The following is a 19484-nucleotide window of genomic DNA, read 5'->3' as shown; positions in this document are numbered from 1 at the left end:
CGTCATGAACAGCCCGATTTCGGCCCGCGAGGTCAAGCGTCACAAATGGTGGGGGTGGGGTCTTGACGACATCACCTTCCGCTGGGACAACAAGCCCGCCTTCCCGGGCTTCGCCAAGTCAAAGATCGGTATGGACCTCGAGAAGCTCACGCCGGCACCGGAGCCACAGCTGAGCGATTACGAGGTGCCTGCGAGCCGCCTCGGTGCGAACGACCGCGCGGCGCTCGCCGCCATCGTGGGCGAGGACAACCTCCTCGACGACGATGAGTACCGCGTCGTGCACTCCTTTGGCCGCTCCGTGATCGACCTCTTTCGCGCACGTACCGGTGACTTCACCCGCCTCGTCGACGCCGTGATCTACCCGAAGAATGACGATGAGGTGCAGAAGATCCTCGCCTACATCGTCGAGCACGACCTCGTCGCGATTCCCTACGGCGGCGGTTCCTCGATCTCCGGATCCGTCACTCCGAACGTGAATGAAAAGCGCCCGATTATCACGATCAACCTCGGCCGCATGCGCGAGGTCATCTCGATCGATGACACCTCGGGCCTTGCACGCGTCGATGCCGGCGTGTACGGCCCCGACCTCGAAGAGCAGCTCAACGAGCTCGGCTGGACGATGGGGCACTTCCCCGACTCGTTCACGTACTCAACGCTCGGTGGCTGGGCTGCGACCCGCTCGACCGGCATGCAGTCCGATCGCTACGGCGACATCGAGGACATCGTGCGAGGACTCAAGGTCGTGCGCCCCGACGGCATTGTCGAGACGAAGCCGATCCCCGGCCGCGACTCCGGCTCGAGCATCCACGAAATGATCCTCGGCTCCGAGGGTCGCCTCGGCGTCATCACGGAATGCACCGTGCGCGTGCATCGCATGGCAGAAAACCGCGTCGTCATCGCGTACATGTTCCCCGACTGGGAATCCGGCATCCGCGCCATGCACGCCATTGCCCGCAGCGAAGTCCACCCCGTGTTCACGCGCCTGAGCGACGGTCCCGAAACAGCCTTCAGCCTTTCGATGCTCAAGGAGCCGAAAGACAAGAAGGGCGAGATCACCCGCAAGATCCAGGACGGCCTCTTCGCGTACCTGCGCAAGAAGGGCTGGGACACCGAGAACGAGATGTGCATGAGCTACGTGTGCTTCGAGGGATCGAAAGCCCAGATCAGCCGCGAGCAGGCCGCCGTGAAGAAGATCGTCAAGAAGGCCGGCGGCATTACCCTCGGTGCGGGCCCCGGGGCGATCTATGACCAGAAGAAGTTCGATACCCCCTACCTGCGCGACTTCCTCCTCGGCCTCAACGTGTTCGGCGACGTTTCCGACACCGGCACCACGTGGGCGCGGATTAACGAGATGCACTCCAAGGTGTATGACACGTTCTACGCGAAGCTCGACGAGCTCGGCATTCCCGGCTTCTTCTTCTGCCACATGAGCCACAGCTACCACCAGGGTGCGTGCCTCTACTTCACCTTCGCGGTGCCGTACGCGAACAACGAGGTCATGCTCGAGCAGTACACGGCGATCAAGCATGCGGTGCAAAGTGAGTTCCAGAAGCACGCCGGCACGCTCTCGCACCACCACGCGGTCGGAACCGAGCACCAGCCCTGGATTGAGGAAGAGGCGGGCCCGCTCGGCGTCAAGATGATGCGTGATCTCTACGAGACTCAGGACCCGGGCAAGAACCTCAACCCCGGCAAGATCGTTTCCTGACATCCGCCCTGGCCCTCGAGGCCGAAGAGAACGCCGCACACTCGCCCATGCCGGGCGGGGTGCGGCGTTCCGCATGGGGCACACTCTCCATGAACGGTGGAGAACGCAAAAACCCTCCACCGAAGTGGAGGGCCTTGTTGCTGGCGCGCCCGGAGGTGTCCGAGGTCATGACATATTTGACGGGGTGTGCCTGGGGAAGGCGTTGTGATCCTTGACAGGTCAGTCGCGTCATTGTTGACACTTAGGGTTACCTCACCCGTGTCGGTGACGCTTGACTGGTGAGTCGGGACATGGTTGACACCATGAACAGTCCCAACCGCAACCTCGCCATCGTCAGAGCCGTTCAAGACCAAGGCGGCACACCCACCAACGTCGCCAAACGCTTTGGCATCTCACGCCAACGCGTCCACCAGATACTCAACGCCTACGACGCAGGCGGCGCCGAGGCAATCGCACCGAAATCACGTGCCCCTCACACCCACCCACACGCGGTACCGGACGCGTTGCGCAACGAAATCATCGATATCCGCAAACAGCTCACCCGGCACGGACTTGACGCAGGACCCGAAACCATCGCCTACCACCTCGAACAGGCCGGCAAACGCGCCCCGTCAACTTCGACGATCCGTCGCATCCTCACCAACGAAGGCCTGATCACCCCGCAGCCACAAAAGAAGCCAAGAAGCTCCTACATCCGCTTCGAGGCCGCAATGCCCAACGAATGCTGGCAAGCCGACATCACCCACCTCTTCCTTGCCGACAACACACGCATTGAAGTCCTCGACTTCCTCGATGACCACTCGCGATACCTGTTGTCAATCACCGCGGCCGCCGCATTCACAGGCCCCGCCGTCGCCGCCGAACTCACACGCTTAATCCACACATACGACCCGCCAGCATCCACGCTTACGGACAACGGACTGGTATTCACCGCACGCCTAGCCGGACGCAAAGGTGGGAGAAACGCTTTCGAAAAAGTGCTCGTCGCACACAAAATCCAACAGAAAAACGGCCGGCCAGGCCACCCCCAAACCCAAGGAAAAATTGAGCGGTTCCACCAAACCCTCAAAAAATGGATCAAAGCCCGACCCCCAGCACAAAACATTGATGAGCTGCAACAACTCCTCAATGAGTTTCGCCAATACTACAACTGCACCCGACCCCACCGCGCCCTGGGCAGACGCACCCCACAGCAGGCATACACCACCGGAGTCAAAGCCACACCCAACAACAACCCCAAAGAAGAATGGCGAACCCGAAACGACACAATCGACAAAAACGGCAAAGTCAGCGTGCGCTACGCCGGCAAACTTTTCCACCTCGGCATCGGACGCGCCTACAAACACAAGAAAATTCTCATGGTCATCACCGACAACCACATCATCACATCACTGGTTGAAACCGGAGAAGTACTCACCGAGCACTACATCGACACCGCCCGCGACTACCAAAAGGCCTACTGGAAACACGGCGACCCAGCACTCCACCCCAAATGAACAAAACCGGCACCCCAGAACAAAAACAACTGGGATGCCGGCCCGTCCAGCATGTCGCGACTCATGCGTCAAGCATGACGCGACTCATGACACTGGCGCGCCCGGAGGGATTCGAACCCCCAACCTTCTGATCCGTAGTCAGATGCTCTATCCGTTAAGCTACGGGCGCTTTTTGCCTGTTCTCTCGAACTGACTTGTATTACTTTACTCCGGTACGTCCCGAAGTGCGAGCCGAGGGCCCGTGAGTCTAGTCACGGGCCCTCGGTTGTGATGCTCTCAGGGCGCGGTGGGGTTACTGCTTACCGAAGGTCTGGCCGGGGTTGTCCTGCGGTCCCTGATTGCCAGGTTCGCTGAACGAGTTCCCCTGGAAGCCCTGCTGAGGCGGCTGCTGGCCCTGCTGCGGTGCTTCGTAGCTGCCCTGCTGCTGGGGAGCCTGGTAGCTCGGCGGCTGGGGCGCGTTAGAGGTGCCCTGCGAGGGGTGCTGGCCGAAGCTCGGCTGGGCACTCGGCTGTGCCTGCTGCCCCTGCGGCTGCGCACCTCCGTGGATCGAGTTCTGGAAGGATCCCTGCTGCTGGAAGTGTGCGTCGCCGGCTCCGGACTTCTTCTTGCGCTTCATGAACACGAGGGCGCCGATGACGACCGCCGCAAGGACAAGGAGAAGAACAACAACGACCACGATGATGACGATGAGCCAGGGGAAGCTGCTGCCCTCGGCCTTGATGGTGATGCCGGAGAAGTATTCTTTCGTGTCGGTGATGTGGACCTTGTTGCCGTCGATCTTGCCGACGCTCGATTCGGTGACCTTGCCGGGGAAAACGAAGGTGAAATCAACCTTGAAGCCGGCAGCCGCCGCCTGGTCGCCAAATGAACCCTTCGAGTCTTCGTGGTAGGTGTAGGTGTCCGATTCCTCGTCGTACTTCAAGGCATCGCCCATGGGGTTTTTTTCATCCTTTTGGCCAGAGAAAGTGCACACGACCTCGTCGTCTTTCTCCTCTAGCTTGAGATCCGGCTTGGTCTCACCAGTAAATTCCTCAAGAGCTTCCTTGCCGCAGAACTGAGAGGGGGTCATGCCGATTTCCTCGAGCGAGGATTTCTTTATCGAGACGACACCCTCGAGGGTGATCTTTTCGGGGCTCTCGATGTTGATGGTCGCGTCAAGCTTGCCGCAACCCGCGAGGAGAAGCATGAACGGGATGGCGATCAAGGCGGCGAACTTCTTGAGGAAGCGTGGCTGTGTGTGCGTCACGTGAAACCTTTCTTTCATGAAAACGCGGGTGTGCGCTGGTCGACAACGATGGCTGGTCAGTGGTTCGCAGAGGTAGGGCCTTGGTCGCCGTAGGAGTCTTGGTGACCATCGCCCTGATATGGCTGGCTCTGCTGCGGTGCCTGGTTGTGCGGCTGCGACCATTGCGGCTGCTGGGCCTGCTGGGCCTGCTGGGGCTGCTGGGGGAAGGCGGGCGAGGGGTTCTGGCGAAAAGGAGGCTGGCCCTGCTGCTGGAAATTCTGGACGTTCGCGGCGGCCCCCTTCTTCTTTTTGCGCATCAGGAAGAAGAGTGCGGCTGCGGCTGCGACAACGACGAAGAGAAGCACAAGCACGACCACGACGATGATGACGATGAGCCAAGGAAACCCGGGGCCTTCGGACTTGATCTCGTACTCCGAGAGAAACTCCTTGATATCGGTGATGTGGACCTTGTTGCCGTCGATTGTGCCGACGCTCGACTCCGTGACCTTGCCGGGCATGAGGATCGTGACGTCAGCCGTAAAACCGCCTCCGGCGAGCTGGTCGGCGATCTGCGGTAGGGGCAACATGCTTTTTAGCGTGTACGTGTTCGAATCTTCGTCGTAGGTGAGGATTTTCTTGATGTCCTTGGCGTCCTCGACCGTACTGGTGAACTCGCATTCGAAGGTGTCGCCGCTTTCCGTCAGTTTCACCTCGACCTTGCCTTGGGTCGTTTCTCCACCGTCATTGGTGGTGTCTTTCGCGGAGCATACGTCCGAGGGGGTCGCGCCGATCAGATCAAGTGAGGAGGTCTGCCCGGTCACGACTCCCTCCAACACGACCTTCTCGTCGCTCTCGACGGTGAGCGTTGCCTCCAGCTTGCCGCAACCGGCGACGAGGAGGACGAAGGGGATCATCAGGAGGGCTGCAATTTTTTTGAGTGCGCGTGGCTGAGTCATCGTCATGAGGATGCCTAGGGTTAGGAGGGTTGTGTCCGAGTGCACACTATCGCACAGGAGCGCCGCTAGTCTTCCGCTTCCCGGGAAGCGGAGCCCGGCGGCATGCCCTCGCCGAAGACGGGGGAGGCCTCTGGGCGCTTCGGATGTATGGCATCGCCCGAGCTTTCACCGCGAATGCGCCGCATCACCCAGGGGCCGAGGTGGTCGCGAGCCCACACGAGGTCCTTCTCGGCAGCCTGGCGCCACGTGCGCTGCGGCGGGTCGTGGGGCTTAAATTCGCGAAGCTCGTTCGGGACGTCGAGGGTGGCAAGGACTTCGCGCGCAATCGTGTGGTGGCCAAGTGGTGAAAAATGCAGGCGGTCCTCGGCCCACATGCCTTCGTGCACGAGCTGGCGGGTGGCCCAGAGGTCCACAACGAAAGTGTTGTAGCGCTTCGCGATCGTGCGCATGTTTTCGTTGTAGATCGCGGAACGCCCTCGGATGAGGTTCAGAACGGGAGTGTTGCCAACATCGGGTCCGGTCCACAGGATGATGTCGGTGCCCGTTTCGGCGAGTTGAGCGACGGCGACCTCGATATCGGAGGCGATCGCGTCGGGATCGCCGCGACGGATCACATCGTTGCCGCCCGCGAAGAAGCTCACGAGGTCCGGTTTGAGATCGATCGCCGGTTCGAGCTGCTCCTCGATGATTTGTTTGTAGAGCCGCCCGCGGATCGCGAGGTTCGCGTACGCGAAATCGGGGCACGTGCGCCCGAGCTCTTCGGCGACACGATCTGCCCAACCGCGGACCCCGCCTGGAACGTTCGGATCGGGGTCGCCGATACCTTCCGTGAACGAGTCACCGATGGCGACAAAGCGCCGCCATGGGTGAAGGGGTGCGGTTTGTGTGTCGCTCATGCTACCTCCAGAAAGTCAGGAGTCCTCCGCCCGCGAGAAGGATGCCGATGCCGACGGCGAGGTTCCAATCGCCAATGGGGAGCGGATACTGCGCACTCGAAATGTAGTACACGACCATGTACAAAATGCCGAGGATGAGGAGTGTGACGGCGGTGGGCACGAGCCACGCGGGGCTCGGTTTGTAGGCCTCGGCGGCGCTTTCTTGTGCGCGACGTGAGCGGCGGGTTTCGGCCTCGGCGCGTGTCACTCGATCCCGTGCGGGTTGATTCTGCTGGGTGGGGATGGTCGAGGAGCGCCGAACTTTCTTGGCCATGGGTAACGGTAACCTTTCACAACTGGAACGAGGGTGTCGACTCCGCTCCGAGGGGTGGGAGCGACGCCGGCAGCGGCATATATTAGGGTACAGTGCGTGAAGGAGTAGGTTCGTTTTATTCCGACGCCTGCCGATTAAACCCCCTTCCGAATCGGAGACATTGTGACCTCTTCCCGCCACAGTCGAGTTCCTGAGCGTAAACGCGGCATAGCCTCGAGCATTATCGGTGTGCTCGGCGAGCTGTTGATTACCGTCGGAGCTTTCCTCCTCCTTTTTGTTGTGTGGCAGCTGTGGTGGACAGACGTCGTTGCCGACCGCGAGCACGCGGTGATTATTCAGGAGCTCCAGTCGAAGTGGGGCGGGCCGTCGCCAAAGAAAATTGCGCCGCCGGAAAAAGGTGAAGCGCCGAAGATCGAGAATGTTAAAGAAAACGAGGTGTGGGGAGAGCTGCACGTTCCGAAGTTCGATAAGGTCACGTCCCCTATCGCCGAGGGCGTGAGCATGGAGAAGGTGCTCAACGTGATCGGCAACGGTCACTACCCCGACACGGCCCTTCCCGGCGAGGTGGGGAACTTTGCGTTCGCCGGTCACCGTTCGACGTATGGCCGGCCGCTGCACGATATCGCGCGGCTTGAACCCGGTGATCCGGTGATTGTTGAAGGTCCGAAGGCCTATTACGTGTATTACGTGACAGGATCGGAGATCGTGCAGCCTCACGACGTTCAGGTGATCGCCCCTGTGCCGAATAAGCCCGGCGAGGAGCCCACGGAGCGGATGCTCACCATGACGGCGTGCCACCCCATGTATTCAGCCGCGCAACGTTACATCACGTACGCGAAGTACGACCACTGGGTTGATCGCAGCAAGGGCATCCCCAAAGAGCTTGCGGAGGTAAAGAAGTAATGTACGGCTGGCTCTACAGAATCATTCCGGGCCCATGGTGGGTCAAAGTGCTCGTACTGCTCATCCTCTTTGCGGCCCTCGTGGTCCTGCTGTTCGGGTGGGTGTTCCCCGTGATCGCACCGTATATGCCGTTCAACCAAGGCACAGTTTCGGCCCTCGCCGCTTACTAGCGCGTTCAGCGAGACAAGCAGCGAAGGCGTGCCCCTCGACACGGAACCTTCGGTGCGTCCTCAGTGAGCGGCGAGTGGAGCAAGTAGTGGCGCAAGCCCACGGGCTCGCTCCTCGGCACGTGAGCCATCGCGGCCCTCGGCAAGCTCAAGGAAGAAGGCGAGCATCGCATGCCCGCTTGCCGTGAGCACGCTCTCCGGGTGGAACTGCACGCTGTGAAGCGGAAGGCTTCTGTGAGACAGCCCCTGGATGCTGCCGTCGTCAGCGCGGGCCGTGATCTCAAGAATTCCCTCGTCAACCGTTTCGGGAACAACCGCGAGCGAGTGATACCTCGTCGCTTCAAAAGGTGTAGGAAGCGACGCGAAGGGGCCGCGACCATCATGATGGATGAGGCTCGTTTTGCCGTGCATGAGCTGCGGCGCGTGCGTCACGGTCGCACCGAAATAGTGGGCGAGCGATTGCAGGCCCAGGCAGACTCCAAACATGGGAGTTGAGGTACGGGCACATTCGCCGATCACCTCGAGCGTGCGGCCCGCGGTGAGAGGGTTGCCGGGACCGGGGGAGATGAGCACCCCGTTGAACTCCGAAAGGTCGGGGGTGCCGCCCGTGGATTCGGGGATGGCATCATTGCGCGCGACGACGCATTCGGCCCCCAACTGTTCGAGGTACCCGACGATCGTGTACACGAACGAGTCGTAATTATCGACAACGAGGATGCGGCACGGGGCGCTTGAGTGTTCAGTTGCCGCCATTACCGCGGCCCCGACCGTTCCCTTTGCCATTGCCATTGCCGTTGCCGTTGCCATTCCCGTTGACCGGCGAAACCGTTGGCGAGGGGGTGGTCGTCTCCGGCGTAGGTTCTGGCGTTGGCGTGGGCTCCGGACCCTTCGACACGATGATCGTGACGCTCGAGCCCGACTTCACCTCGGAATTTACCTCGGGATCGGTACGGATGACGCGCCCCTTCTCTACCGAGTCGGAAAACTCCTCTTGCACGTGGGTGCCAAGGTTGAGAGCGGGGTCGCTCAAGCGGGCACGAGCCTCCTCGAGAGTTTGGCCCACCACGTTGGGAATCGTCACCGGTCCTGCCTCTGCAGCGACGACAAGGCGCACGGTTGAGCCTAGCGATGCTGTTCCCTCGGCGGGTGTTTGCTCAAGAACGTTGCCAACAGTTTCACCGTCCTTCGCCTCGCGGCCGGCCACAGTCACCTCAAATCCGGCATCCTTGAGGGCTTGTTCGGCGTCGGACTGAGTGAACCCAACCACGCTGGGAACCTCCACCTGGCCACTCGAGACCCACACATTTACGGTGCTTCCCTGCGGCGCGCTCGCGCCCTCGCTCGGTTCAGACCGGAGCACGACATCCTTATCGAACTCGGAGGAGTCTTCCGTACCAGCAACGGACATTGAGAAGCCGGCCTCTTCGAGGGCCTGTTTCGCCTCGTCCTTCGTGAGCCCCTCGAGCTTCGGGACGGCAGCGGCGTCGGGACCGCTCGAGACGACAACGTTGACGGTTGAACCTGTGACCACGTCGGTGTCGGCCTCTGGGTCGGTCGAGATGACGAGGCCTTCGTCGACTTCCGTGCTTGCTTCCTGGGAGAACTGTGGAGTCAGCCCCGCCTCGGTGAGGGTCTGTTTCGCATCGCTTTCCGCCATGCCCACGACCGAGGGAACACTCACGTGCTCCGGCTCCCGGTTTTGCTGCGCAATGAACCACCACGCGGCCCCGGCCACGACGAGCAGGAGAACGATGAGCGCGGCGATCCACGCGCCTCCATGGCTCTTCTTTTCCTCTTCCGGTGCGATCTCATCGAGAGCACTGCGTGCCCCCTGAGGCGTGGGTGAGGCGGCACCTGCGGTGGTGGCGCCCGCGGTGGCGAGAGGAGCCGTATGCGCGGGAATGACCTGGGTTTCTTGATCTTGGAACGAGTCCGGGTTCGAGAATTCCGAGGGGCTTAGTACCTGAGTTGCTGCTTCGGCGCTCGCGGGACCGGCAGCGCCCGCGGCGACAGCGCCGAGAATGTGCGGCTCACGGCCCGCTGCGGCATCGCGAATGTCTTTCGCGAAATCCGCGGCGCTCTGGTAGCGCACATCGCGATCCTTCGCGAGCCCATGGAGCACGACGGCATCCATGTATTTATTGAGGTTCGGGTTGAAGATTGAAGGAGCAACCGGAGTTTCGCGCACGTGCTGATAGGCGATTGACACGGGGGAGTCACCCGTGAATGGAGGGCGACCAGTGAGGAGCTCGTAGAGCACGACCGCGGCAGAGTACACGTCACTACGAGCATCAACCTGCTGACCACGCGCTTGCTCCGGCGAGAGGTACTGCGCCGTGCCCATGACCGCTTGGGTTTGAGTCATCGCCGCCGTGGACTCGGAGACCGCGCGAGCGATACCGAAGTCCATGACCTTGACCTCGTTGTTCTTCGTGATCATGATGTTGCCGGGCTTGATATCCCGGTGGACGATTCCGGCGTTGTGCGAGTACTCAAGTGCACTCAGCACGCCTCCCATCACAGCCGAAGCGCGTTGCTCGCTCATCGGGTTTTCTGCCGAGATAAATGAACGCAGAGTGTCACCCTCGACGTACTCCATGACGATGTAGGGGATCGTGACCTCTTCGCCCGTGGGCTCCGTACGGTGATCCTCGCCCGTGTCGTAGACGCCGACAATGGTGGGATGGTTGAGGCCTGCGGCCGACTGGGCCTCGCGACGGAAGCGTTCTTGGAAATGTGGGTCACGAGCGAGATCCGAGCGCAGAACCTTGAGGGCGACCGTGCGGTGGAGGCGCGTGTCGCGCGCAAGATAAACCTCAGCCATACCGCCGCGCCCGAGAAGGCGTCCAATTTCGTAGCGGTTACTGAGTAACATGCGGTCTTCGCTCACAATGTCACCGTAGCCTTCCTCAACAGTGCGCTCACTTCGGCGCCCGTCCAGTCTAATGAATGCGCACTCGCACCAAGGGATATAACTCCCGTCCCCACGAGAATCGCCACAATCGCCGCGATCACCACGACGGCGATCACGATCACGAGTGGCAAGCTGACCTTGCCTACGCTCTGCCCCGTGGATGTTCCGCGGCGAGCAGCCTCGCCGTGCTCGCGGCTCGCACTTCCCGCGGAATTGGCGCTCGCGGCCGAACGCGCGCTGGGTGCCGAGGCCGCCGTGGACGAGGACCTGATCGTCACGGGTTTTGAGCCGACGCCCGCGAGCGGCATCGCCGCAGTCCGCGTTCCCGTCGGAGAAATCGGATTGGCCGTGCGTGAGTTGGCCTTCGAGGTGATCTTGCGGCTCGAGTGCGCACCCTCGTTCTTAGCCGAGGCCGTGCCCGTATCTGAGCGTGCGCCCGGTGCGCGAACGGCGCTCGTTCCAAAGCGTGGCTCTTCGCCGCGTTCGATCGAGTCGAGGATACGTGCAACAACGGCGGCCGATCGCGGCCGGTTCGCGGGCGCTTTTGCGAGCATCATCATGACGAGGCGCCGCAGATCCGCGTTGATGCGCTCGGGAAGCTCCGGCGGCGCTTCTTTGACCTGGGCCATCGCGATCTCCACCTGGCTCGTGCCCGTGAAGGGCCGCGAGCCGGTGAGCATTTCGTAAGCGACGATGCCGAGCGCGTAAATGTCGGAAAGGCTCGTGGCCTGCTTCCCCATCGCCTGTTCGGGGGAAAGGTATTGGGCAGTGCCCATCACGAGGCCCGTCTTCGTGAGTTTCGCCTGGTCGTTTGAGCGGGCGATGCCGAAGTCGGTGATCTTGAGTGCCCAGTCGTTCTTGTCGTCCACGAGAACGTTCTCGGGCTTGACGTCGCGGTGCACAACGCCCTTCACGTGCGCGGCATCGAGCGCTTTCGCGAGCTCCTTGAGGATGGCGATGACGCGCTCTTCGTCGAGTCCATCGGCGTGCTCTTCGATGATGTCGGAGAGAGGTCGGCCCTTGACGAGCTCCATCACGATGTAGGCACGACCGTCGAGCTCACCGTAGTCGTAGAGGCCGGCGATCGCCTCGTGCGCGAGGGCGGCGGTGTGCCGTGCCTCGGCGCGGAAGCGCTTGAGGTAGCCTTCTTCGCCCGCGAACTCTTCGCGCAAGACCTTGACGGCGACGGGGCGGTCGAGCTCCTTGTCTTTGCCTTCCCAGACTTGGCCCATGCCGCCCGTGGCGATAAGGCGAGTGAGTTCGTAGCGTCCTTCGAGAACGAGTCCTTTACGTGTTTTCATGCTATTCCTCGATCACTGCCTTCATGAGGTCTCGCGCGATGGGGGTGGCAGCGGTACTTCCGTAGCCGCCTTCTTCGACGACAACGGCCACCGCGACCTTCTTGTCGCCTTTGATTGCGTAGCCAACGAACCACGAGTGGGGCTTTTTCCCTTTCGCCCACTGCGCCGTTCCCGTTTTTCCGCCCACTTCGGCACCGTCGATCTGCGCGCGCTTGGCGGTACCGTCGGTAACGGTGGCCTCCATCATTTGCCGCATGTGCGCGGCACTTGCGGCGGAGAGTGGCTGGCTCTTCTTGTGTGGGGTGAGCGCCTTGACTTCTTTGAGGTCGCCCGTGCGCACCGATTTGATGAGTTGGGGCTCCATGACGATCCCGTCGTTCGCGAACGAGCCGGCCATCATCGCCATCTGGAGCGGGGTGACCTTGTCCTCGTACTGACCGATTGCGCTCATGGCGAGCTGCGCGTCGTCCATGTCGGAGGCGATCGAGGAGGGCGTGACGGAGAGGGGGATTTCCATTTTTTCCCCGAAGCCGTATTCGGCGGCTTTCTTCTCGAGGGCGTCTTCACCGAGCTGCACGCCGAGCATCGCGAACGAGGTGTTGCAGCTTTGCTCGAGAGCGGATTGCAGGCTTGACGCGTCGTTCGGGCCGCACGCAGACGTGTCGCCATTCGGGTGATTGGCGAGCGATGTTGATGAGTTCGGGAGCTGGTAGCTTCCGGGCCCTGGGATTTCCGATTCGGGGGTGTAGTTGCCCGAATCGAGCGCAGTGGCGGCCACGAGAAGTTTGAACGTCGAGCCCGGCGGATAGAGGTTTCCCGCGATCGCCCGGTTGTGCATGGGCTTATTCGGGTCGTCGTTGAGCTGCTTCCACGTTTCTTGCACGTCTTTTGCGTTGTGCGAAGCGAGGGCATTCGGATCGTAGCTCGGTGTTGACACCATCGCGAGGATGGCGCCCGTGGTGGGGTCGATCGCGACGGCCGCGCCACGGCGTTCGCCGAGCGCTTCGTAGGCGGTTTCCTGTGCCGTGGCGTCGATCGTGAGCTCGACCTGAGCGCCTTGCGGGTCGTGCCCCGAGAGCACGGTCATGAGGCGGTCGTAGAAAAGCGAATCGGCTTTGCCCGAAAGCTCTTCGTTTGTGGCCTTTTCCATGCCTCCGAACCCGTATACGACGCTGTTGTAGCCCGTGACGGGCGCGTAGAGCGGGCCGTTCGCGTATTCGCGCTTGAGCCCGTAGCGGTTGTTGACTTTCGTGCTCGAGGCGACCGCGACGCCGTCCACGACGATCGGCCCGCGTGGGCGCCCAAACTCGTTGTAGATCGTGCGTGCATTGCGGCCGTTGGAATTGAGCTCTTCCGCTTTGATGACCTGGAAGTATGTGGTGGAGCCGAAGAGGAAGAGGAGGAGCACGGCGAGCACGAGTGAAACGTGGCGAAGCGGCTTGTTCATGCAGTCACCTCCGCATCCATGGTGCGCGGCGCACGCTGTTCGACCGCGATGGTTTTTTCAGTTTCACCGAGACTGCGAGCCGCAGGCCTGCGAGCGGCGTCACTGAGCTTCATGAGCAGGCCCACGATGATCCAATTCGCCACGAGGCTCGAGCCGCCCGCCGCCATGAACGGCAGCGTGAGGCCCGTCAGGGGAATCACGCGCGTCACGCCGCCCACAACGATAAATACCTGAAGGCCCAGTGTGAAAGACAGCCCGGCCGCGATGAGCTTCCCGTAACCGTCGGAAATGCCCACCGCTGAACGGAGCCCGCGCTGCACGAAAAGCGCGTAGAGAGCGAGGAGTGCGAACACCCCCACGAGACCAATCTCTTCGGCGACCGAAGCAAAGATGAAGTCGGACTGCGCAAAGGGGATCGTGTCTTGGCGGCCCTCACCGAGTCCCGTACCGAAAAGCCCGCCGTTCGCGAGGCCAAAGATGCCGTTGTTGATTTGACCGCAGTTGCTGAAGTTCTCGCGGCTCATGGGGTCGAGCCAACACTCGAAGCGCCGCTGAACGTGCCCGAGCTTGAGCACGTAATAGATCCCCGGAGGCGCAAACATGAGCGCGCCGATAATGAACCAGCTGAGACGGTCCGTAGCCGTGTAAAGCATGACGACGAACAGGCCAAAGAACAGAAGCGAGGTGCCAAGGTCGTTTTGGAAAACCAGCACGGCGGTCGCGCCCGCCCAAGCGAAAAGAAGCGGGCCGAGATCGGACCAGCGGGGGAGCGTGATGCCGAGGACCCGCGGGCCCGCAAGGGCGAGGGTATCGCGCCTCGAGACGAGGAAGCCCGCGAAGAACATGGCAAAGAGAATCTTCGCCACCTCGGCAGGCTGGAACGAATAACCCGCGATCCGGATCCAAATGCGCGCACCGTAGTTTGCGGCACCAAGACCGGGTACGAGCGGGAGGAGCAGGAAGAGGAGTCCGACGGCTCCCGTGATCCAGGTGTAGCGACGGAGCTGACGGTGATCCCGCATGAGAACGAGCACGCCGATGACGCATGCGAGGCCGAGAGCGGTCCACATAATTTGGCGTGAGGCAAAACCGTGCGTCCACGACGTGTATTTGGCGTAGACGAGATCGACGCTTTTGATTGTCGCGAGACCCACGAGGTTCACGAGGAAAGCGATCGGCAAGAGCAGCGGGTCAGCGTAGGAGATGCGCAACGAGGCGACGACGTATACGAGCAGCGCAGCGACGCCGAGTGCGCCGATGTGCCACCAGGTAGACGAGGAAATCTGCTCGTCGCGGCCGAGGTCCACGAGGACATTCGCGCCGAGACCGATCGCGAAGGCAGCGAGAAGCAGAACAAGGTGCAAAATGCGCCGTGTTCGTGCCTGGTAGCTGATCACCGTTGCCACTATCGCCCACCGTCCGACGAGGCTCCGCCTGCATCGCTTGCGCCGCCTTGGTCGCTCGCACCCGAGGAGGTATCTCGCGAGAGGCTCCCTTCGGCTGCGAGCTGCGCGACGATGCGGTCGGCGTCTTCGCGACTCTTCGCGCTGATGGTGTTGGTGACCTGGGTTTGCGTCACGGGCTGCAGGTCGGTTAAGGCGACGTCGGTGACATCTTCTTCGTGGGAGAGGGAGATGGGGCCGAGGTCCTGTGAGATGCCCTTGTAGATCACGACGTTCTCGCCGTTACTGCCCACGTAGTACTGGTCTTGCGTCCAGTCGTAGGCGAACCACGCGCCGCCCGTGAGGATCGCGGCGATGAGGGCAAAGAGGGCAATCACGGGCCACGGGGAGCGCCGGGGCGGTTCCTCTTCGTAGTCCTCGTCTTCGTACGGTGCTTCGTCGCGGGTAAGGGCCGCGGCGCGTGCCGCTGGACCCGTTGCAGCGGTGGGGCGGTGACGATCGCGCGCGGCGGCGCCTACCACCACGTTCCCGCTCGAGGGACCTGGATCGCCCTTGCGGAGCGTGTCAATGTCAATCACATCCGCGATGACGCACGTGATGTTATCCGGGCCGCCAGCCTTGAGAGCGAGTTCGACGAGCTGCTCGGCGCACTCCTCTGGGTCCTCGACGGTTGCGAGGACATCGCTGATCGTTTCGAACGACACGAGTCCTGAGAGGCCGTCCGAGCACAGCAGCCAGCGGTCACCCGGGACGGCTGGCTTGAGGCTCAGGTCAAGTTCGGGGTCGGCATCGACGTCGCCGAGCACGCGCATGATCATGGAGCGTTGCGGGTGGCGTTCGGCCTCTTCGGGCGTAAGGCGGCCCTCGTCGATGAGACGCTGCACGAACGTGTGATCCTTGGTGACCTGCGTGCACTGGCCATCGCGTACGACGTAGGCGCGTGAGTCGCCAATATGGACAAGCGCGAACTTGTTGCCCGCGCGAAGGAGCGCGGTGACGGTTGTTCCGAGGCCTGCGAGTTGAGGTTCTTCGCGTGCGCGCCTCAGGATCGCATCGTTGGCATCAAGCACCGCACCTTCAAGGGCGGCGACGATGTCGGTTCCGGGGGCGTCGGTTTCCAGTTCGGCGAGTGTCCCCACCGCGACGGAACTCGCAACGTCCCCGCCGGCGTGGCCGCCCATGCCGTCCGCGACGACGAGGAGGTGCGAGCCGGCATACCCGGAGTCTTGGTTGTTCGAGCGTACGAGCCCGACGTCTGTTTTCGCTGCGTAGCGCAACGCGATGGTCATCGGGGTCCTCGCCTCAATTCAATGTGCGTGTTGCCGATCGTGATGGCGGCACCCGGTTTGAAGGGCGCGGAGCCTTCGAGCGACTTTCCGGCGAGCGTCGTGCCGTTGGTGGATCCGAGGTCTTCGACGTACCACTCACCGTCATGGGGGAACACTCGTGCGTGGCGGTTGGAAGCGTACTCGTCTGAGAGCACAAGCGTGCATTCGGGGGCACGGCCGATAAGGATCGGCGAGGCTGCGAGGCGAATGGTGGTGCCGCGAAGCGGGCCGGCGGTCACAACAAGCTGGGTTTGCACGGCATTCGGGTCGGTGGTTTTCTGCCCTTGATGGAGCGCAGAAGGGTCGCTTACGGTGCGCCGCTCAGCCCCTGCCTTTCGGCCGCTCCCGCCGCGCGTAATGACCGTGGTTCCGAAGAGGTCGTTGCGCATCACGATGAGCGCAACGATGACGAAGAGCCACAGCGCGACGACGAAGCCGAAGCGCAGAACGATGAGGGTTAGCTCGCTCACGCAGACCTCACCACTCGGAGGGAGCGCCCGAGGGCAGAATGACGGTGAGGCGAGTGCGACCGATGCGGATCGTGGCGCCATCGGGCAGACCGGTAGGGGTCGTGATGCGCTCGCCGTTAACGAACGTGCCGTTCGTGGAGCCGAGGTCAGTCGCGGTCATAGCGGTGCCATCCACGCGCAATTCGAGGTGGTGGCGGCTCACGCCCGTGTCGTCGAGAATGATGTCGCTATCGCCCCCGCGGCCAATCACGGTCACGCGTCCCGTGAGCAGGTACTGCTGGCCGTCGATCTCAAGGATCGGCTGGAAGTTTTCGCCGCCGGTCGTGGCGGGTGCGAGCGAGGAGCGTTCGGTGCTCGATTCCGTTTCGAACCGGCCGGCCTTGACCTCGTCATCGCGCTTGAGGGCGACCGTCACATTGCCCACGAACAGGTACTTTTGCTGATCGGCGTGGTCCACGAGGATTCGCTGCAGCTCTTCCACGAGCGTGTCTTCCCACGAGGCGAAGCGTTCGTAGTCCACGGAGTTGAGGTACACGGAGTACGTGTTGGGTGCAAGCGTGCGGGCGCGATCGAGGACCTGGATTTGGTCGTCGCATTCGCGCTTGAGCCCCTGGGCGAGGTCAAGCGGCTTAATGCTGCCGCCGCGCGAGAACACGTTCGACACTCCGCGGTCGAGGCTGCGCTCGATTCGGTCGAGAAAACTCAACGTGGGTCTCCTTGGGTAAACGTCGTACGCCGCGAGTCTATCGCGTGCGCCGCAAGTACGATTCGTTCAGATGTAAGGATGTGGTGGAGGATTGGTGCATGAGTGATGTGCACGCGAATCCCGCCCACGTTGATCCGGAGTCTCTTGAGTCGCTCCTCTCGCCCTTGAGCTTTGATTCGGCCGTTGGCCTCATCAGTTCCGACGGTCGCTTAATCACCGCGTACGGGGACCTTGACCGAGTGTTCCCGCTCGCGAGCGTTTCGAAGCTGATCGCGACATACGCCGCGCTCGTCGCGATTGATCGCGGAGCTCTTGCCCTCGATGATGCTGCGGGTGACGAGACTCCACGGGGCTGCACGGTCGAACACTTGCTCGCCCACGCCGCCGGTTATGCGTTCGAGGGCGGGGAGTTTCTCGCCGCGCCCGGAAAGCGCCGTATGTACACGAATGCGGGTATCGAGCAGCTCGGGCGCGTTGTTGCGCGCGCGGTCGGCACGGACTTTGAGCGGTGGGTGTGCGAGAGCGTGACGGAACCGCTGGGGATGGAGAGCGTCGAGGTAGCCGGCTCGCCAGCCAAAGACTACCGCGCAAGCATCGAGGATCTTCTTGTGCTTGGTCGTGAGTTCATGAGCCCCACGCTCATATCGTCGGAGCTTGCTGAATCCGCGCACCGCCCTCATTTCCCGGATCTTTCCGGTGTTCTTCCCGGTTACGGACGTCAAAGCCCGAATGACTGGGGTCTGGGTGTGGAGATCAAGGGGAAGAAAAACCCGCATTGGACGGGCGCGCTTAACTCGGAGCGCACGTTTGGGCACTTCGGGCAGTCGGGGTCGTTTCTCTGGGTTGACCCGGAGGCGGTTCCGGGCGGGCTCAGCGCAGCATTTTTGTCGTCGAAGCCGTTTAGTGAGGAGCATGCCGGCGTGTGGCCCGCTCTCAACGACACCCTTGTTCGGGCGGCGCGAGCGCAATCCTGAACAACGATGCTGTTCACTAGGTCACTATTGTGGAGTAACGACACGAAGTGAGAGGAACGGGCAGTGCAGCAGGCTAGCGATCAGGGGATGAAACGTGGGCTCCGCATTATCGTCGCAGGCGGTGACGGTTTTTGCGGCTGGCCCACGGCGCTGCACCTCTCGAAGCAGGGACACGAGGTCACGATTATTGACTCCCTTGTGCGGCGCGATATCGATGACGAACTCGGCTCGAACTCGATGACTCCGATTCTCCCTCTCGAGCAGCGCGTCGCCGCATGGAAGGAAATCTCGGGATCGAGTATCGACGTACGGATCGGCGATCTTGGCGACTACGACTTCTTGAGCGCAGTCGTCACCGAGGTGCAACCCGAGGCCTTCGTGCACTTCGCCGAGCAGCGCAGCGCCCCGTATTCGATGATCGACCGTGAGCACGCCATTTACACGCAGCGCACCAACGTCGAGGGGACGCTCAACGTTCTGTGGGCGATCCGCGACTCCGCTCCAGAATGTCATCTCGTGAAGCTCGGAACGATGGGCGAATACGGCCAGCCCAATATCGACATTGAGGAAGGCTTCATCGAGATCGAACACCGCGGCCGCAAGGACCGCCTGCCGTTTCCGAAGCAGCCGGGCAGCTTCTACCACCTCTCGAAGGTGCACGATAGCGACAACATCATGTTCGCGTGCAAGATCTGGAATATCGCCGCGACCGACCTCAACCAGGGCATCGTTTATGGGCTCCACACGAATGAGACCCGCATGGATCCTCGCCTTGTGAATCGCTTCGACTACGACGCCGTGTACGGTACAGCGCTCAATCGCTTCCTGATTCAGGCTGCGGTCGGCCACCCCCTCACGGTGTACGGGGAGGGCTCCCAAACTCGTGCGTACCTCAATATCGAGGACACCGTGCGGTGTATCGAACTCGCGTGCACGAACCCCGCGGCGCCCGGTGAGTTCCGCGTGTTCAACCAGTTCACGGAGTCCTTCAGCGTTGAGGAACTCGCCGTCAAGGTCGTCTCGGCAGCCGCGCAACTCGGCATCGATGCACGGATCGACCACCTCGAGAACCCGCGCGTGGAAAAGTACCACCACTACTTCAACGCGGTGAATACGTGCCTTATCGATCTGGGCCTCGAACCGCACCTTCTTACCGAGAGCGTGCTCGTGGAGATCCTCGAGTCAGCCCGCGCTCACACCGACCGCGTGAAGAACGAGTTGATCCTCCCGGGCGTCACGTGGCGCAAGTAAACCTCCGGGCTGGCGAGGCACCACTC

The 19484-nt window shown here is 62.0% G+C and carries 18 protein-coding genes and 1 tRNA gene; 6 read left to right on the top strand and 13 right to left on the bottom strand.

Going from position 1 to position 19484, the window contains the following annotated elements; genetic code table 11:
• Window positions 1–4: 4 nt before the first annotated feature.
• Both NBW56_RS05115 and NBW56_RS05110 read left to right on the top strand, forming a co-directional pair.
• The gene (locus NBW56_RS05115) at window positions 5–1708 is read left to right on the top strand and encodes an FAD-binding oxidoreductase (protein WP_250258224.1); all 1704 of its coding nucleotides are present in this window, start codon (window positions 5–7) and stop codon (window positions 1706–1708) included.
• Between the two features lie 302 nt (window positions 1709–2010).
• Window positions 2011–3204 carry an IS481 family transposase gene (locus NBW56_RS05110; RefSeq protein WP_074299946.1) on the top strand — a complete coding sequence of 398 codons (1194 nt, stop codon included), beginning with the start codon at window positions 2011–2013 and terminating at the stop codon, window positions 3202–3204.
• A 93-nt stretch (window positions 3205–3297) separates the two neighbouring features.
• On the opposite strand, the gene NBW56_RS05105 is transcribed toward NBW56_RS05110, so the two are convergent.
• From NBW56_RS05105 to NBW56_RS05085, 5 genes are all read right to left on the bottom strand, one after another.
• Window positions 3298–3373, bottom strand: a tRNA-Arg gene (locus NBW56_RS05105).
• Between the two features lie 123 nt (window positions 3374–3496).
• Entirely contained in the window at window positions 3497–4450 is a 954-nt protein-coding gene (locus NBW56_RS05100; protein ID WP_250258223.1) for a hypothetical protein, read from the bottom strand.
• Between the two features lie 56 nt (window positions 4451–4506).
• Window positions 4507–5385 carry a hypothetical protein gene (locus tag NBW56_RS05095; RefSeq protein ID WP_250258222.1) on the bottom strand — a complete coding sequence of 293 codons (879 nt, stop codon included), beginning with the start codon at window positions 5383–5385 and terminating at the stop codon, window positions 4507–4509.
• A 65-nt stretch (window positions 5386–5450) separates the two neighbouring features.
• Window positions 5451–6281, bottom strand: coding sequence for an SGNH/GDSL hydrolase family protein (locus NBW56_RS05090; protein ID WP_250258221.1), 831 nt, complete (start codon window positions 6279–6281; stop codon window positions 5451–5453).
• Window position 6282: 1 nt separating this feature from the next.
• Window positions 6283–6594, bottom strand: coding sequence for a cell division protein CrgA (locus tag NBW56_RS05085; RefSeq protein WP_016663349.1), 312 nt, complete (start codon window positions 6592–6594; stop codon window positions 6283–6285).
• Window positions 6595–6756: 162 nt separating this feature from the next.
• On the opposite strand from NBW56_RS05085, the gene NBW56_RS05080 reads away from it, so the two are divergent.
• Both NBW56_RS05080 and NBW56_RS05075 read left to right on the top strand, forming a co-directional pair.
• Window positions 6757–7497 (top strand): class E sortase, encoded by a 741-nt coding sequence (locus NBW56_RS05080; RefSeq protein WP_250258220.1) that lies wholly within the window; start codon window positions 6757–6759, stop codon window positions 7495–7497.
• Window positions 7497–7667: a hypothetical protein gene (locus NBW56_RS05075; protein WP_164497571.1), complete on the top strand. Its 171-nt coding sequence runs from the start codon at window positions 7497–7499 to the stop codon at window positions 7665–7667. The genes NBW56_RS05080 and NBW56_RS05075 overlap by 1 nt, the downstream gene beginning before the upstream one ends.
• Before the next feature lie 60 nt (window positions 7668–7727).
• On the opposite strand, the gene NBW56_RS05070 is transcribed toward NBW56_RS05075, so the two are convergent.
• The 8 genes from NBW56_RS05070 to NBW56_RS05035 are packed head-to-tail and all read right to left on the bottom strand — an operon-like array spanning window position 7728 to window position 17233.
• Entirely contained in the window at window positions 7728–8417 is a 690-nt protein-coding gene (locus NBW56_RS05070) for an anthranilate synthase component II (RefSeq protein WP_250258219.1), read from the bottom strand.
• Window positions 8404–10539: a Stk1 family PASTA domain-containing Ser/Thr kinase gene (gene pknB / locus NBW56_RS05065; protein WP_250258536.1), complete on the bottom strand. Its 2136-nt coding sequence runs from the start codon at window positions 10537–10539 to the stop codon at window positions 8404–8406. Before pknB ends, NBW56_RS05070 begins: the two co-directional genes overlap by 14 nt.
• Window positions 10540–10550: 11 nt before the next feature.
• The gene (locus NBW56_RS05060) at window positions 10551–11879 is read right to left on the bottom strand and encodes a serine/threonine-protein kinase (protein ID WP_250258218.1); all 1329 of its coding nucleotides are present in this window, start codon (window positions 11877–11879) and stop codon (window positions 10551–10553) included.
• Between the two features lies 1 nt (window position 11880).
• Window positions 11881–13326 (bottom strand): peptidoglycan D,D-transpeptidase FtsI family protein, encoded by a 1446-nt coding sequence (locus NBW56_RS05055; protein ID WP_250258217.1) that lies wholly within the window; start codon window positions 13324–13326, stop codon window positions 11881–11883.
• Entirely contained in the window at window positions 13323–14732 is a 1410-nt protein-coding gene (locus tag NBW56_RS05050) for an FtsW/RodA/SpoVE family cell cycle protein (protein WP_250258216.1), read from the bottom strand. Before NBW56_RS05050 ends, NBW56_RS05055 begins: the two co-directional genes overlap by 4 nt.
• Entirely contained in the window at window positions 14732–16018 is a 1287-nt protein-coding gene (locus tag NBW56_RS05045) for a Stp1/IreP family PP2C-type Ser/Thr phosphatase (protein ID WP_250258215.1), read from the bottom strand. Before NBW56_RS05045 ends, NBW56_RS05050 begins: the two co-directional genes overlap by 1 nt.
• The gene (locus NBW56_RS05040; RefSeq protein ID WP_250258214.1) at window positions 16015–16527 is read right to left on the bottom strand and encodes an FHA domain-containing protein FhaB/FipA; all 513 of its coding nucleotides are present in this window, start codon (window positions 16525–16527) and stop codon (window positions 16015–16017) included. The genes NBW56_RS05045 and NBW56_RS05040 overlap by 4 nt, the downstream gene beginning before the upstream one ends.
• 7 nt (window positions 16528–16534) lie before the next feature.
• Window positions 16535–17233, bottom strand: coding sequence for an FHA domain-containing protein (locus NBW56_RS05035; protein WP_034370950.1), 699 nt, complete (start codon window positions 17231–17233; stop codon window positions 16535–16537).
• A gap of 98 nt (window positions 17234–17331) precedes the next feature.
• Here NBW56_RS05035 and NBW56_RS05030 point away from each other — a divergent pair, with 98 nt between their 5' ends.
• The gene (locus NBW56_RS05030) at window positions 17332–18207 is read left to right on the top strand and encodes a serine hydrolase domain-containing protein (protein ID WP_250258213.1); all 876 of its coding nucleotides are present in this window, start codon (window positions 17332–17334) and stop codon (window positions 18205–18207) included.
• An 87-nt stretch (window positions 18208–18294) separates the two neighbouring features.
• A complete protein-coding gene (locus tag NBW56_RS05025) occupies window positions 18295–19458 on the top strand; it encodes an NAD-dependent epimerase/dehydratase family protein (protein WP_250258212.1) in 1164 nt (387 codons plus the stop codon).
• The last annotated feature ends 26 nt before the right edge of the window (window positions 19459–19484 follow it).

It is taken from the genome of Dermabacter sp. Marseille-Q3180 (genome assembly GCF_940792985.1).
Lineage (GTDB): Bacteria > Actinomycetota > Actinomycetes > Actinomycetales > Dermabacteraceae > Dermabacter > Dermabacter vaginalis.
Note: the sequence above shows the minus strand (reverse complement) of the source record. Positions and strands in the feature narration are given on the sequence as shown.

Bases quoted from the DNA above. Each gene is read 5' to 3' on its own strand.
- NBW56_RS05115 (WP_250258224.1), top strand. From the start codon at position 5: ATGAACAGCCCGATTTCGGCCCGCGAGGTCAAGCGTCACAAATGGTGG.
- NBW56_RS05110 (WP_074299946.1), top strand. From the start codon at position 2,011: ATGAACAGTCCCAACCGCAACCTCGCCATCGTCAGAGCCGTTCAAGAC.
- NBW56_RS05095 (WP_250258222.1), bottom strand. From the start codon at position 5,385: ATGACTCAGCCACGCGCACTCAAAAAAATTGCAGCCCTCCTGATGATC.
- NBW56_RS05090 (WP_250258221.1), bottom strand. From the start codon at position 6,281: ATGAGCGACACACAAACCGCACCCCTTCACCCATGGCGGCGCTTTGTC.
- NBW56_RS05085 (WP_016663349.1), bottom strand. From the start codon at position 6,594: ATGGCCAAGAAAGTTCGGCGCTCCTCGACCATCCCCACCCAGCAGAAT.
- NBW56_RS05075 (WP_164497571.1), top strand. From the start codon at position 7,497: ATGTACGGCTGGCTCTACAGAATCATTCCGGGCCCATGGTGGGTCAAA.
- NBW56_RS05070 (WP_250258219.1), bottom strand. From the start codon at position 8,417: ATGGCGGCAACTGAACACTCAAGCGCCCCGTGCCGCATCCTCGTTGTC.
- pknB (WP_250258536.1), bottom strand. From the start codon at position 10,539: ATGTTACTCAGTAACCGCTACGAAATTGGACGCCTTCTCGGGCGCGGC.
- NBW56_RS05060 (WP_250258218.1), bottom strand. From the start codon at position 11,879: ATGAAAACACGTAAAGGACTCGTTCTCGAAGGACGCTACGAACTCACT.
- NBW56_RS05055 (WP_250258217.1), bottom strand. From the start codon at position 13,326: ATGAACAAGCCGCTTCGCCACGTTTCACTCGTGCTCGCCGTGCTCCTC.
- NBW56_RS05045 (WP_250258215.1), bottom strand. From the start codon at position 16,018: ATGACCATCGCGTTGCGCTACGCAGCGAAAACAGACGTCGGGCTCGTA.
- NBW56_RS05030 (WP_250258213.1), top strand. From the start codon at position 17,332: ATGAGTGATGTGCACGCGAATCCCGCCCACGTTGATCCGGAGTCTCTT.
- NBW56_RS05025 (WP_250258212.1), top strand. From the start codon at position 18,295: ATGAAACGTGGGCTCCGCATTATCGTCGCAGGCGGTGACGGTTTTTGC.